Raw genomic sequence first — 14,248 nt, forward strand, 5'->3', positions numbered from 1 at the left:
ACCAACTTCTTTTTCTTTTTATCCCACTACCGCTTCAGCGATTTCTTCACGGCTAATACCAGCAAAGTAGCGTGTGATGTCAATAGTTTCTAGTGCCTTAAGAACATCTTCGCGTTCATATTTTACGCCACGAAGGACATCTTCTACAGCTGCAACGTCCTCGATACCAAAGAAATCACCGTAAATCTTGATATCTTGGATTTTTGATTCAATGACGTTGGCAAAAACTTCAACCTTACCACTGGTGAATTTTGTTCCACGACGGACGTTAAATTCAGGTGATTTACCGTAGTTCCAGTCCCAAGTACCAAATTTGGTATCCTTGATGCGATTGATTTCCGCTAATTCTTGCTCAGAAAAAACGTATTCAGTCATCTCTGGGTACTCTTTTTTCATGTATTCCAATAGCAAATCACGGAATTCTTCAACTGTGATTTTTTCAGGTAATTCATTGACAATATTGGTTACACGGGCACGAACGGATTTCACACCTTTTGATTCAAATTTGTCTTTTGAAACCTTGAGGACATTAGCAAGGACTGACAAATCAACGTCAAATAACAAGCAACCGTGGTGCATGATACGCCCATTGATATAGGCTTGGGCATTGCCACAGAATTTTTTGCCATCAATCTCAAGGTCATTACGGCCTGTAAACTCAGCTTTAACGCCTAGTTGAGCCAAGGTGTTGATAACTGGAGTTGAGAAGTTCTTGAAGTCAAAGGCCTTGTTTTCATCTTCTTTTGAAATGATAGTATAGTTGAGGTTGTTTAAATCGTGATAAACAGCTCCACCACCACTGATACGGCGGACTACCTCAATACCATTTTCTCGAACATAATCACGATTGATTTCTTCGATAGTATTCTGGTGACGTCCAACAATGATAGAAGGTTTGTTAATCCAAAGTAGGAAGATCTGATCCTCATCCAAAAGATGTTTAAAGGCATATTCTTCCAAGGCGATATTAAAAGCAGTGTCGTTTGAATGATTGATAATGTATTTCATGATATCCCTTTATACGATAGAGACTGGAAAACATCTTTCCAGTCTAGTCTATCTTCGTTTTATTTTTTCTTAGGTGAATGGATGGCCATTCCTAGTACATCCGCAAATGCTTCGTACATCACTTCAGAGTAGGTTGGGTGTCCGTGGATGGTCTTCAGCATTTCCTCAACAGTGATTTCCATTTCGATAATGCTTGATGCCTCGTTAATCAATTCTGCGGCTGCAGGACCAATGATGTGCACACCAAGGATTTCCCCGTACTTCTTATCAGCAATAACTTTTACGAAACCTTGAGCAGCATCAGATGCAATGGCACGGCCGTTAGCAGCAAAATTGAATTTTCCGATAGCGACATCGTATTTTTCACGAGCTTGTTCTTCAGTTAGACCCACTGCTGCTACTTCAGGGAGAGTGTAGATGGCTGCAGGAGTCAAGTTAAGTTTCGCTACAACGTGATTTCCTTTGAGAGCATTTTCAGCCGCAACTTCACCCATACGGAAGGCTGCGTGGGCTAACATCTTAGTACCGTTGATGTCACCTGGTGCGTAGATTCCTGAAACAGAAGTTTCCATGTATTCGTTGACCTTGATGCGTCCACGATCCAATTCAAACTCAACATCGCCAATTCCTTCAAGGTCTGGTACACGACCGATTGAAAGAAGAGCTTTGCTTGCGATGATATCATCTTTTCCTTCAACCTTGATACGAAGTTGACCATTTTCCTCGATGATTTCTTGCAATTTTGTACCTGTTAAGATAGTCATACCTTTGCGTTCCAAAATCAAGCGAAGATTCTTAGAAACTTCCGCATCCATAGCTGGAACGATACGTTCCATCATTTCGATAACAGTTACTTTTGAACCAAATGTCATGAAGGCCTGACCGAGTTCGATACCGACAACACCACCACCGATGATTACGAGGCTTTCTGGCACTTCATTCATTTCAAGAATATCGTCACTTGTCATCACGAGTGATGATTCCATACCAGGAACGTTGATCTTGCTGACTTTTGAACCACCAGCAAGGATGATTTTCTTGGTTTCAAGCAATTCTGAGCCATTAACCAAGACATTCTTATCTTTAGTAATAGTACCAACACCCTTATGAACAGTAACACCGTAGCTACGAAGGAGACCAGCAACTCCACCTACCAAGGTATTGACAACTTTAGATTTAGTTTCTAAAAGTTTATCCATATCAACAGTGAAGTTTGGATTTTCGATGACGATACCACGATTTGCTGCATGACCGATGTTTTCGATGATTTCAGCATTGTGAAGGTATGTCTTAGTTGGGATACAGCCACGGTTCAAGCAAGTTCCACCGAGTTCAGATTTTTCAACAAGGGCAACCTTACCACCGAGTTGGGCAGCTTTAATGGCTGCTACATATCCAGCAGGACCTCCACCAATCACAACGATATCAAAGGCATCATCGCTCTTACCGTCGTCGTTTGAGGCACTAGCTGCAGGTGCAGTTTTTGATTCTGGCGCAGCCGCTCCAGCTGTTGGAATATTTTCCCCTTCTTCACCAAGGTAACCGATAACTTCAGTTACTGGAACAGTTTCACCATCTCCTTTGAGGATGGCAATCAAGTATCCATCTTCTTCGGCTTCCAATTCCATGCTGACTTTATCAGTCATGATTTCCAAAAGGATTTCTCCTTCTTTTACAAATTCACCGACTTTCTTATTCCATTGGACGATTTGTCCTTCTGTCATATCCACGCCGGCTTTTGGCATAATTACTTCTAAGGCCATGTCTTACTTCCTTTATCTAAATCTCTAAAAAAAACAATAGCTGACTTAAACCAACATTGAGATCGGATTCTCAATCAAGGCTTTCAAGTCTTTCATAAACTTAGCACCAGCCATACCATCTACAACACGGTGGTCAATGGTTAATCCTAGGCTCATGATAGGGCGAATGACAATCTCACCATTGACAACTACAGGTTTTTCAACTGTTGAGCTAACCCCGAGGATAGCTGAGTTTGGTTGGTTAATAATCGGACCAAAGGACTGAACGCCAAACATTCCTAAGTTACTAATTGTGAAGGTTGAATTTTGGAGTTCGCTCGGAGCCAATTTACCATCCAAGGTACGGCCAATAACATCTTTGAAGGCTACAACCAACTCTGACAAGCTCATTTTTTCAGCATTATAGACAACAGGTGTCATCAATCCGTTATCCATCCCAACCGCCATCGCCAGGTTGACATAGTTATGAGTGATAATGGTCTTGCCGTCTTCTGTCAATGAAGCGTTGATGTAAGGGTGTTTCATCAAGGTCTTCACAACAGCGAGTGAAAGAAGGTCTGTTACAGTAGTCTTCTTACCAGTTGCTTCCATAATTGGCTCAAGAACCTTCTTACGAAGAGCCAACATTTCTGACATATCGACATCGTAGTTGAGTGTGAAGGTTGGCGCAGTTAGGTAGGATTCAACCATACGTTGGGCGATAACCTTACGCATTGGTGTCATTGGAATACGCTCAATCTCACCATAAGGAGTGATATTGTCTGGAACTTCTTCCACTTTTTCGATTTGAGCAGGAGACTTGATGGTGTCGTTTTCGATATTTTCAGGAAGTAAGGCTAAAACGTCCTTCTTCATGATTTTACCACGGTGACCCGTTCCTTGGATTTCCTGCCAAGCAATGTTATGTTCGAGGGCAATTCGTTTTGCAAGTGGCGAAATGCGAACCACGTTTGTGTCTTTATAAGTTTCCACGTCTTCTTTGTGGACACGACCGTTTGCACCTGAGCCAGAAACGTCGTAGAGGTTGATCCCTAGATCATCCGCTAACTTTCTAGCCGCAGGAGTCGCTCTTAGCTTGTCATCAGCCATGACCTCTCCAATTCTATACTAAGATATTTAGGACGAAGAGGGCAATGAAAAAATAGGAGATTGACGATGTGTTCGATGAACACAAGGAAATCTATCTTTTTTTCACAGACCTCCGTCCGAATTCAATTACATGATACAAAGGGCGTCAAAAGCGACCGAAAAATAGGAAATCAACGCTGGCTTCGATGAAGCCAAGGAGATTTATCTTTTTTCCGAGCTTTTAGCCCGTGTTCAACTCTACAAGTAACTTGGACACGAAACGCGTCTCAAGTTACTACGGTTGCCGCTATTAGGCGGTCAACCTAGTAGACTTACTAAGTTTTTTGTCGAATATGATCGATTCGTCAAAAAACTGTCGCAACTTTATATACAACTTGGATACAAAACATACCTCAAGTTACTAAAGTTAAAATCTCTAAAAATTTACGTAATTTAATTTATGCAATATTATTCTTTGTTATAAGTCTTACGGATTGCATCTTTGATGCTTTCAACTGTTGGAATCATTGCATTTTCAAGGTTTTGCGCGTAAGGCATTGGCACATCTTCTCCGGCGCAACGGCGGATTGGTGCGTCTAGATAATCAAATGCTTCTGATTCTGAAATAATAGCTGAAATCTCTCCGATATAGCCACTTGTTTTGTGAGCATCGTTGACAAGTACCACCTTACCAGTCTTCTTCACTGAGTTAATGATGATATCCTTATCAAGCGGAACGAGGGTACGTGGGTCCACAATTTCAACTGAAATTCCCTCTTCTGCTAATTCTTCAGCAGCTTGAACCACACGACGTAGCATTTTACCGTAAGTAACGACTGTTACATCCGTTCCTTCGCGTTTGATTTCCCCAACCCCAAGTGGGATTGTGTAGTCTGGATCAACTGGCACTTCCCCTTTTTGGTTAAATTCTGACTTGTATTCAAGGATGATAACAGGGTTGTTATCACGGATAGAAGACTTGAGCAGTCCTTTCATATCCGCAGGTGTACCTGGAGCTACAACCTTGAGACCAGGGATGTGTGTAAACCAAGACTCTAGGGATTGCGAGTGCTGGGCTGCAGAACCAACTCCGTTACCAGCTGCACAACGGACAGTCATTGGAACTTGACCTTTACCACCAAACATATAACGTGTTTTAGCAGCTTGGTTAACGATATTGTCCATGGCTATAACCGAGAAATCCATAAAGGTCATATCAACGATTGGGCGAAGTCCTGTCATAGCTGCTCCTGCTGCTGCTCCCGAGATAGCAGCTTCAGAAATAGGACAGTCACGGACACGTTCTGGACCAAATTCTTCGAGCATTCCAACAGAAGTACCGAAGTCTCCTCCGAAGACACCGACGTCTTCTCCCATCAAGAACACATTTTCATCGCGACGCATTTCCTCAGACATAGCAAGGATAATGGTGTCACGGAAGGACATTGTTTTTGTTTCCATTTTATCTCTTTCTCCTTAGTCTGCGTAAATATCTTCAAATGCTGATTCTAGTGGTGGGAATGGGCTTTCTTCCGCAAATTTAACAGAAGCTTCTACTGCTTCCTTGACTTGTGCTTGGATTTCTTCCAATTCTTCTGCACTCGCAATAGTATTTTCAACGAGGTAGTTACGAAGGTTTTCGATTGGGTCTTTTTGTTTCCACAATTCCACCTCTTCACGGGTACGATATTTACCGGGGTCAGATGATGAGTGACCAAGCCAGCGATAAGTTACACTTTCGATCAAAACTGGTCCATTGCCACCGCGAACATGGTCTACAGCTTTCTTAAATCCTTCATAGACGTCGATGACATTGTTTCCATCTTCGATAAACATTCCAGGAATTCCATATGCAGCACTACGTTGATGAATGTGCTCTACATTGGTCATTTTCTTGATATCCGCAGAAATCCCATAACCGTTGTTAATGCAGTAGAAAATAACAGGAAGTTTCCAAATAGAAGCCATGTTCACTGCTTCGTGGAAAACACCTTCGTTGGTCGCACCATCTCCAAAAAAGCAGACAACGATTTTACCAGTATGTTGCATTTGCTGACTGAGAGCCGCACCAACAGCGATTCCCATACCACCACCTACAATACCATTGGCACCAAGGTTACCCGCATCCAGGTCAGCGATATGCATAGAACCACCTTTTCCTTTACAGGTTCCAGTGTATTTCCCGAGGATTTCAGCCATCATTCCATTGAGGTCAATCCCCTTAGCAATAGCTTGCCCGTGTCCACGGTGATTTGAGGTAATCAGATCATCTGGATTAAGAGCCAGCATCGCTCCGACGTTAGCAGCTTCCTCTCCGACAGAAAAGTGAGTCATACCGGGAACTTTCCCCTTTTTCACTAACTGAGCGATTTTTAAGTCCATGCGACGGATTTCTTCCATCTTACGGAACATCTCTAGCAAAAGATTCTTATCTAAAGTTGACATAATCTTGCCTTTCTAACTTTGTACTTACCCTACTATTTTACCTTTTTTAGTATACACTGTCAAAGTATATGGCTATTAAAATTTCACAATATAAAAAAATAAATCCCTGTTAAAACAGGGATTCTCTCTAGTTAGAGCATTTTTTCACAAAGTTGTTTTTCAGGATAATTTCTTAAAATTAGCTCAATCTTTTCATTACGGTTTTCAAACGCCATTGATACAAACAACCAGAAACAATCAAGCTGGCAATTAACCCAATCCAGTAGGCAAATGCCCCTAAGTCAGTTACCTGATCTAGTAGATATCCTAGTGGTATCGCTACTCCCCAATATCCGATTAAGCCAAGATAGAAAGGAACGATAGTGTCCTTATACCCTCTTAAAATTCCTTGGAGCGGAGCCGCAAAGGTATCAGCTAGCTGGAAAAAGAGACTGTAGGTTAGAAATACAGCAGTTGTTTCAATGAACTGAGAGTCATTCCCATATAGACTTGCTACACGATCTCTAAAAATGTAGAGAAAAGATAGGGTAAGACCTGCAAAAATAAGGGCAGTTATTCTCCCCAGACGAGCATAGATTTTTGCATCCTCAAAACGTTTGGCCCCCACCTCGTAAGACACAACAATCGCCATAGCAGAGGAAATACTCATAGGAAAAGCATACATGAGGCTGGAAAAATTCATAGCTGACTGGTGACTGGCGATGATGAGCGATGAAAACTTAGCCATGATTAGTCCAACCACGGAGAAAATGGCTACTTCAGCAAATACGGTTCCCCCGATTGGTAGACCTAATCGAACACCTTCCTTGATTTTATCTATATTTAGTGGAATGCGTTTTTCAAGATGTAACGCTTTTAACCTTTCTTGTTTGAACAAAACAAGAATAGAAATCCCCAATAAAACCCAATAGGCTAGCGAAGTTCCTAGCCCTGCTCCTGCACCACCAAGCTCAGGAAAACCGAATACTCCATATATCAAGAGATAGTTAAAACCACTATTGAGCGGAAGTAATAGGAGCATCAGATACATCGATAGTTTGGTCAAACCAAGAGAATCTAACAATGACCGAATGACACTAAAAAGCAACAAGGGAATAATCCCGATAGAAAGGTACCAAAGATAAGAAACTGCAACTGCCGCCACTTGAGTTTCTAGTCCGATATGGTTTAAGACAGGCGGCGCTAAGAATACTACCATGCCAAGCAAGACCAAAGACAGTCCGAAAGCTAAGTAGATGAATTGATAAAAGTCAGATGCCACTTCTTCCTTTTTGCCCCGTCCCAGATGATGGCCTATGATGGGAACCACGGCCGAAACAATCCCTGTTAAAAAAGTAAAGAAAGGATTCCATAGACTCGTTGCAGTTGATACTCCTGCCAAGTCCATGGTATTGTACTGCCCAGTCATGGTTGTATCAACAAAAGAGGCAGAATAATTGGCAAACTGATAAATCAGGATAGGAAAAAATATCTTAAGAAATAAGACAAACTTATCTTTAAATTGATGGGTTGAATACATATACGCTCTCTATTCTTATAATTTATAGAGCAGAATCCCATCTAGTTTTGATAGACGATTTGTCCCTTACAGATAGTATATTTAACCTGCCCTTTTAAAGTTTCCCCGATAAATGGAGAATTAGCTGATTTTGAAGCGAAGTTTGGACCAACAGTCCGATCAGCCTTGTCATCAAAGATAGTGATGTCCGCTGGACCATTTTCAGCTAAGTAGCCTGCTTCAAAGTTGTAAAGCTTGGCTGGATTAACAGTCATTTTTTCTAGCAATTCCATTAAGCTTAGCTCACCAGCTTCCACCAAATAAGTCAATCCAAGAGAAAGAGAGGTTTCTAAACCAGTCATACCAGATGGCGCTTTGGTGATATCTTCTACATTTTTCTCATCTGCATGGTGAGGCGCGTGGTCTGTCGCAATCACAGTGATGACGCCTGACTTGAGGCCCTCGATAACGGCACGGCGGTCTGACTCCAAACGAAGCGGAGGATTCATTTTGGCGTTGCTACCTTGAGTTAAAAGAAGAGTTTCTGTCTTAGAAAAATGTTGTGGTGCCACTTCTGCTGTGACTTGCGCTCCCAAACCTTGAGCGAATTCCACTACCTTGACACTTTCTTCCTTAGACAAATGTTGGATGTGAACATGGGCCTTAGTTGCATAGGCAATCATGACATCACGCGCAATCATAGCGTATTCTGCTACCCCTGTCGCTCCACAGATCTTGAAGTGGTCTTTAGCGATGTTTTCGTTAAACCCAAGAATACCGTTTAAGTCGGGATCTTCCTCGTGTAGACAAACAAAGGTACCAAGTTTTTTAGCAGTTTCCAAGGCTTCTTTGAGAACTTTGCTGCTTTCAAGCGGGATACCATCATCAGAGAAACCAACCGCACCAGCTTCTAAAAGCGCCTTAAAGTCAGTCAAGTCTTTACCATTAAAGTTCTTGGTAATAGTTGCAACCGTTTTGACGTTAATCTTTTCCTTGGCAGCAGACTGGAGAACTTCTTGCAAAGTCTCCACGGTTGAGATGGTTGGATTGGTATTAGCCATCATGACAACCGTTGTAAAACCACCTGCAGCAGCTGCTAGGGCACCAGTATGGATATCTTCCTTGTGGGTCTGACCAGGTTCACGGAAATGGACATGAATATCCACTAGTCCAGGTGCAACCACAAGACCTGTAGCATCAAGCACCTCTGCTCCTTCTTTCTTGATTTCAGACGCAATTTTGACAATTTTCCCATCTTGGACCAAAACATCACACACTTGATCCAAACCAGACTTGGGATCCATTACACGACCGTTTTTGATTAATAACATCTGCTTTCTCCTTTATTCATAGAAATCAACTTGAGTATCCAACAATTTATCCCCATCATAAACAAACTTGGCTGAAAAGAAGGGTTTATCTTCTAAAAGCCACTCAACAAAGGTGTGGTCACCCTCCCAAGTTGGCTTGCTCAAAACTTCATCATAGGGAACCCATTCTAGCGTCCCCTCATTGCAGTCAATCAAGTCACCCTCAAACTCCGTCACCTTAAAAACATAGGTGTACCAGTCTAAATCTGGCGTGAATTCTGGAAAAGTGATGACTCCTTTTAGAACTGGCTTGGCTTTGAGACCTGTTTCTTCTAGGATTTCACGCGCAGCGCATTCCTGAGGTGTCTCCCCTTGCTCTAGCTTACCACCCACACCAATCCATTTGCCTTCATGGACATCATTCGGCTTCTTATTGCGATGCAGCATGAGCAGTTCTTTTCCGTTATCAATGTAGCAAATCGTCGCTAACTGAGGCATATTCTCTCCTTATCTAAGCCAATCAATTGGCACTTGTCCTGTCTCTTTTAAAAATGCATTAGCCTTAGAAAAAGGCTTGGAACCCCAAAATCCTCTGAAAACAGATAAAGGACTGGGATGAGCTGATTCGATAATCAAGTGGTGTGGATTGGTAACCAAGGCCTTCTTCTTGCGTGCATAAGCGCCCCAGAGTACAAAGACTACAGGTCTGTCTAGATTATTGACAACCCGAATCACAGCATCTGTAAAGGGCTCCCATATCTGTCCAGCATGACCATTGGCCTGCCCAGCAGGAACGGTCAAACAAGCATTGAGAAGTAAGACACCTTGCTCAGCCCAAGCCGTCAAATCATGGGATTTCTTAACCCCGATATCATCTGACAATTCTTTCAAGATATTTTGCAAGGATGGCGGAGCTGGGATAGAGTCAGGTACAGAAAAACTCAAGCCCTGAGCTTGACCTGGCCCGTGATAAGGGTCTTGCCCTAGAATCACCACCTTAACCTCTTCCAGAGGAGTAGTCAAGAGAGCCTGAAAAACCTTTTCCTTAGGTGGATAAACAGTTCCCTGAGCATAGACCTGATCCATAAACTGATTGATTTTCCCGAAATAACCCTCAGGTAATTGCTCCTTAATCAAAGCATGCCAAGATGAGTGTTGCATCGCCAACTCCTTCGTTTTTACTGCTTCTATTATAGCAAAAAGTGGCTATCTAAACCACTTTTTACAGTTTATCCAAACAATCCAGCAAGTCTTGGTAAGAATGAACTTCATAGGTCGGCTGGGCTTGTGTGTAATTTTCGAGATGATGGGGATTGTACCAGATAGTATCGATACCAGCATTATTGCCACCTTGAATATCAGCCGTTAAGGAATCTCCAATCATCAGCGTCTTTTCTTTGCTAAATCCTGCAATCTGCTGACCGATTTTTTCATAGAATAGTGCATCAGGTTTTTGTGTTTGTAACTGTTCGGAGATAAAAACTTGGTTGAAATAGGGAGCCAGACCAGATTGAGCCAGACGTCCTGTCTGGATGGCAGTAATCCCATTTGTCGCAGCATACAAGTCATAATCTCGTTCGATGAGACTGTCCAAGAGTTCGTGAGCACCTGAAAAAGTTTGTCCCTGTTGAGCGAGATAAAATTGGTAACGCTGGGCAAGAAAACTACCTTCTTTCTCCAGTCCAAAATGAGCAAATAAACGAGAAAAGCGCGTGTTAACCAGTTCTTGTTTACTGATTTTCTTTTGCTCCAAGTCTTTCCAGAGAGCCTTGTTCATAGGAATGTAATAGTCTTTATAGGCTTGAATATCCGCAACTCCTTCTTCCTTTAGAAGTTGCGTCAAAGCCACATCCTCAGCAGCATCAAAATCAAGCAAGGTGTGGTCGAGGTCGAAGAGTAGAAATTTGTAGGGCATTGAGTTTCCTTTCTAAGTGAAAATAAGTTACTTGTATTTATTAGGGAAATATTCTTTTCCTAACTGCCATAAATACTGATCAATCTCTTTAAGATTAAATTCTTCTAATCCGTAGTATTCTCTAAAAGCAATAATTATATTTTTAAATTTTTGATAAAATTTTAGGTCTGAATTCTTAAATTTAGAAAATTTATCTGTTTTTCTAAAGCATTTCAATACCTTTTCTACATAACTATCATAAATAGGGTATTCTTTAGGATTGTGATGGGAACAGTATTTAGTAGAAAAAGAATAAAACTTTCTAGTTACACCATTGATCGTAACATTTTGAATTTCATTGACTAAAGTTACATCACCTTGTCTCAACCTCTCGTCAATTTTAAGACTCAGTATATATTCTGCAACTGGATAAACTGAAAAAATATTTGTGCTGTAAAAATCATTCAACGTAGCAACCTTTAATAAGATGTCAGAAATTTCTTCGTTACTTGGTAACAGCTCAAAAAATAATTTATCTAAAGCATCTTCTTGCAACTTATAATTTTTAAGATTTTTCTATGTTTTCAAGTATTTTCCTACTTCGCTGGCTGACGGTTTAGAAATAACAATATCTGATTTCTGTCTTCTATTATAGTTAATTTGCATACTTATCTCACTTAAAGTAGTTATTAAAAAAATGATAGATTTATTATAGCATATTACAAAACGAATGGGTAACCTCCTCATTCCCCCTACCCCAACTCCTTGGCTATTCTGCTTTTTTCAAGTTTTCCCTTGGTAATTCGTTTCCATAAAACAAGAGGGTTCAAACTATAAGATAGGCGTAGAAGGAAATAATTAACCCATTCGATAAGGGCAAAAAGCTGTATCAATGTGGCTAAGATAGTCACTTGGACACCCTGTGTATTCCAGACAATAAAAGGAAAGCCTGAAATAAGTAAAACAAGGTCTAGTATTCTGAAACCACCATATAGTTTGGGGACACTTCCACTTCCGAACTGGGGATTCGACAGTCTTCGAATCAAAATCGCCCAATAGATTGAACCTTGAAGCAATATAAATGTCAGTAAAGACAGAGGATAGAGAATGGTTACTAGACTATTCACATCACCAAGCCGATTTTTCAAAAGGAAAAAACAAAACCAAATGGATAGGACGGCTGTGAACTCTCCCAAACAGAGGGACACCAACTCTTTTCTAACTTTCTCTTTTTGTATGTTCATCATTTCCCCCATCTATCTATCATCCTGTATCAGAAAAAAGCCATTCGAACCAGTTTATAGTCAAAATTTCACAGAATAAAGGCATTCTATGTGTCGAACAGTACAATTCCTTTAATATCAATGCAATTCTAAGTTTAGAATTGCATTGATATAAATGCTTTAGTACAATTCTAAGTCTATGATAGCCTTAAATTTTAATTTTTGAAGGATTCTAAAGCTAGAATGGCTCTAAAATCACGAGAATGAAGCTATTCGAAGCTTAGAAGACCTTTTTCTAAACTTCATACTCACTTTAACTAGTAGGACTTACAATTTTTCTGATGAGCTTTGAGTTTTTTCAGAGCCCAATCATAGTGACTGGAGGTGGCACTCACAAAGTAGGATCCTAGACTTGTCCCACCCGTCCATTTATAGATACCTTTTGTGAACAATTCGTCATTACTGAAGCCTTCCATCAACTCTAAAATCTCTCTATGCGATTGATTGAGGAGTTTGGTCGCTTCTTCTAAAGACGTTTTCTGGTGCTTCTTCCAAATAGCGACATTCATTTCCCCATAAATTTTCCAATTATAAGGTTCGGGGAGAAAAGGTCTTTCATAACCCTTTTGATTGGAATGTACCCAGGTCAAAAGCAGCTGATGCCATTCATAGAGATGGATCAGGACATCCCGTAGATTTTTATCTCTATTCCAGTGAGCTTCTTTTTTCTTTTGGTCTTTTGAAAAATCAAAAGGAGTCTGTAGTTCCTCTTCACTTAATTTAGATATAAAGTGATTGAGCTTTTCATAGTTTTCCTTAGAGGCTAGCACCAGCTCCTCTTTCGTTCTTGGTCTAGGCATAGGAGTTCTCCCTTCATTTTCAACTAGAATAAGCTATTTTCTTACTTCATTATACCATAATCAAAAAGCAGTTCTTCATTTTACGAAAAACTGCTTTTACTTGCATTTTATTAAAGTTAGGAGCGTCCCTAGACTTGTTTATTTACATATAGATCTTTAAAGAGACCATCTACTTCTGCTATTTGATAGAGCAAGCGGGATAGTTCTTGGTAATCTTCTTTTAAACATGAAAGGTGGGCTTGGCCAAATAGAGTAGCCAATTCTTCTTTTAATCTTGACCCTTCTGAATCATGGTCTTTTAAGAACTCACTGAGATAGAGATTTCGAACAGCTGCAAGTTTGAAGCTGAAATACTGATGCAATTGTTTTTGTTCTGTATTTAAGCCGTTTTCAGCAACTACTTTTGCATAGCATTCCAAAATACCGTTTTTGCCATTCAGATATCGGTTCTTCATAATCCTTGCTGTTTCCTGATAGATTTCAGTCTGACTAGGACTCTTGACCTTCTTAAAATTTCCCCACATGGAGTATGCTCCGCGCTTATAGTCAATAGCCTCTGCCTTCCATGCTTCTAGTATGTCATTAAAAGCAACCTTCATGCAGGCAAAACCAGCTGGATCATGCAAATAGAGGTGCTGATGATCAATGCCATACACGGTTACGAAGTGATCCACACCATAAAGGATTGTGTGATTAGGATTGTAAGTCAGATGGCCCATATCAAGAGGTCCCAGTACGACAGGCCCATTAGTCAGAAAGATTTCCAACTTTCTTTTTATCTCTTCCAAATCTACTTCCGCTCCATCCTTTAGATAGAAGTCCTCATAGTCAAATCCAAGTATTTTTAAGTAATGGGAGATGGAAAGATCTGGCATTCCGTTATCAAAGAATACTAGAGGGTGCTGGTCATCTTCCTTTACAATACTAGCGCCATTGCCCATCACCATAATTGCCTCTAAAAACTCTGCTTTAAAGTCATAACCATAGCTATCCAGTGCCATTGCCAATGAATAGCTATAGCAAAGCGACACATCTCCAAAATACATCTGCATATTCCTGCCTCCTTATCTTCTATGGGACTATTATACCGAGAAAACTATTCTCATGCCCCATAAAATCTAAACAAAAATTATGGTATGTTTGATTTATAGACATGAATTTCCACAATAAAAAACTCTG

The 14,248-nt window shown here is 40.7% G+C and carries 13 protein-coding genes and 1 pseudogene; all 14 read right to left on the reverse strand.

Annotated elements, in window-relative coordinates; all coding sequences use genetic code 11:
• Positions 1 to 18 precede the first annotated feature (18 nt).
• A complete protein-coding gene (locus tag PG086_RS04850; RefSeq protein WP_270747967.1) occupies positions 19 to 1,008 on the reverse strand; it encodes a lipoate--protein ligase in 990 nt (329 codons plus the stop codon).
• 59 nt (positions 1,009 to 1,067) lie between these two features.
• Complete coding sequence (gene lpdA, locus PG086_RS04855) at positions 1,068 to 2,771, reverse strand: dihydrolipoyl dehydrogenase (protein ID WP_270747968.1); 1,704 nt, start codon at positions 2,769 to 2,771, stop codon at positions 1,068 to 1,070.
• 45 nt (positions 2,772 to 2,816) lie between these two features.
• The gene (locus PG086_RS04860; protein ID WP_007516686.1) at positions 2,817 to 3,860 is read right to left on the reverse strand and encodes a dihydrolipoamide acetyltransferase; all 1,044 of its coding nucleotides are present in this window, start codon (positions 3,858 to 3,860) and stop codon (positions 2,817 to 2,819) included.
• A gap of 447 nt (positions 3,861 to 4,307) precedes the next feature.
• Positions 4,308 to 5,300, reverse strand: a complete 993-nt coding sequence (locus PG086_RS04865; RefSeq protein ID WP_000448714.1) for an alpha-ketoacid dehydrogenase subunit beta — start codon at positions 5,298 to 5,300, stop codon at positions 4,308 to 4,310.
• Positions 5,301 to 5,315: 15 nt separating this feature from the next.
• Positions 5,316 to 6,284: a thiamine pyrophosphate-dependent dehydrogenase E1 component subunit alpha gene (locus tag PG086_RS04870; protein ID WP_000105350.1), complete on the reverse strand. Its 969-nt coding sequence runs from the start codon at positions 6,282 to 6,284 to the stop codon at positions 5,316 to 5,318.
• Between the two features lie 178 nt (positions 6,285 to 6,462).
• Entirely contained in the window at positions 6,463 to 7,803 is a 1,341-nt protein-coding gene (locus tag PG086_RS04875; RefSeq protein WP_270747969.1) for an MATE family efflux transporter, read from the reverse strand.
• A gap of 41 nt (positions 7,804 to 7,844) precedes the next feature.
• Positions 7,845 to 9,113 (reverse strand): dihydroorotase, encoded by a 1,269-nt coding sequence (locus PG086_RS04880; RefSeq protein ID WP_247916762.1) that lies wholly within the window; start codon positions 9,111 to 9,113, stop codon positions 7,845 to 7,847.
• Positions 9,114 to 9,125: 12 nt separating this feature from the next.
• Positions 9,126 to 9,590, reverse strand: a complete 465-nt coding sequence (locus tag PG086_RS04885; RefSeq protein WP_023948177.1) for an NUDIX hydrolase — start codon at positions 9,588 to 9,590, stop codon at positions 9,126 to 9,128.
• 9 nt (positions 9,591 to 9,599) lie between these two features.
• The gene (locus PG086_RS04890; RefSeq protein ID WP_084883186.1) at positions 9,600 to 10,253 is read right to left on the reverse strand and encodes a uracil-DNA glycosylase; all 654 of its coding nucleotides are present in this window, start codon (positions 10,251 to 10,253) and stop codon (positions 9,600 to 9,602) included.
• A 61-nt stretch (positions 10,254 to 10,314) separates the two neighbouring features.
• A complete protein-coding gene (locus tag PG086_RS04895) occupies positions 10,315 to 11,007 on the reverse strand; it encodes a YjjG family noncanonical pyrimidine nucleotidase (RefSeq protein ID WP_270747970.1) in 693 nt (230 codons plus the stop codon).
• A 27-nt stretch (positions 11,008 to 11,034) separates the two neighbouring features.
• Positions 11,035 to 11,652 (reverse strand): annotated as a pseudogene (locus tag PG086_RS04900) (hypothetical protein).
• Between the two features lie 86 nt (positions 11,653 to 11,738).
• On the reverse strand, positions 11,739 to 12,242 hold the full coding sequence (locus PG086_RS04905) for a hypothetical protein (protein WP_270747972.1): 504 nt from the start codon (positions 12,240 to 12,242) through the stop codon (positions 11,739 to 11,741).
• 284 nt (positions 12,243 to 12,526) lie between these two features.
• Positions 12,527 to 13,069 (reverse strand): ClbS/DfsB family four-helix bundle protein, encoded by a 543-nt coding sequence (locus PG086_RS04910; protein WP_270747973.1) that lies wholly within the window; start codon positions 13,067 to 13,069, stop codon positions 12,527 to 12,529.
• A 128-nt stretch (positions 13,070 to 13,197) separates the two neighbouring features.
• On the reverse strand, positions 13,198 to 14,121 hold the full coding sequence (locus PG086_RS04915) for a peptidase (RefSeq protein ID WP_270747974.1): 924 nt from the start codon (positions 14,119 to 14,121) through the stop codon (positions 13,198 to 13,200).
• Positions 14,122 to 14,248 lie beyond the last annotated feature (127 nt).

The organism is Streptococcus halitosis (assembly GCF_027691175.1).
GTDB classification, from domain to species: domain Bacteria; phylum Bacillota; class Bacilli; order Lactobacillales; family Streptococcaceae; genus Streptococcus; species Streptococcus halitosis_A.

Bases quoted from the DNA above. Each gene is read 5' to 3' on its own strand.
- PG086_RS04875 (WP_270747969.1), bottom strand. From the start codon at position 7,803: ATGTATTCAACCCATCAATTTAAAGATAAGTTTGTCTTATTTCTTAAG.
- PG086_RS04870 (WP_000105350.1), bottom strand. From the start codon at position 6,284: ATGTCAACTTTAGATAAGAATCTTTTGCTAGAGATGTTCCGTAAGATG.
- PG086_RS04860 (WP_007516686.1), bottom strand. From the start codon at position 3,860: ATGGCTGATGACAAGCTAAGAGCGACTCCTGCGGCTAGAAAGTTAGCG.
- PG086_RS04880 (WP_247916762.1), bottom strand. From the start codon at position 9,113: ATGTTATTAATCAAAAACGGTCGTGTAATGGATCCCAAGTCTGGTTTG.
- PG086_RS04915 (WP_270747974.1), bottom strand. From the start codon at position 14,121: ATGCAGATGTATTTTGGAGATGTGTCGCTTTGCTATAGCTATTCATTG.
- lpdA (WP_270747968.1), bottom strand. From the start codon at position 2,771: ATGGCCTTAGAAGTAATTATGCCAAAAGCCGGCGTGGATATGACAGAA.
- PG086_RS04865 (WP_000448714.1), bottom strand. From the start codon at position 5,300: ATGGAAACAAAAACAATGTCCTTCCGTGACACCATTATCCTTGCTATG.
- PG086_RS04905 (WP_270747972.1), bottom strand. From the start codon at position 12,242: ATGGGGGAAATGATGAACATACAAAAAGAGAAAGTTAGAAAAGAGTTG.
- PG086_RS04895 (WP_270747970.1), bottom strand. From the start codon at position 11,007: ATGCCCTACAAATTTCTACTCTTCGACCTCGACCACACCTTGCTTGAT.
- PG086_RS04885 (WP_023948177.1), bottom strand. From the start codon at position 9,590: ATGCCTCAGTTAGCGACGATTTGCTACATTGATAACGGAAAAGAACTG.
- PG086_RS04910 (WP_270747973.1), bottom strand. From the start codon at position 13,069: ATGCCTAGACCAAGAACGAAAGAGGAGCTGGTGCTAGCCTCTAAGGAA.
- PG086_RS04890 (WP_084883186.1), bottom strand. From the start codon at position 10,253: ATGCAACACTCATCTTGGCATGCTTTGATTAAGGAGCAATTACCTGAG.
- PG086_RS04850 (WP_270747967.1), bottom strand. From the start codon at position 1,008: ATGAAATACATTATCAATCATTCAAACGACACTGCTTTTAATATCGCC.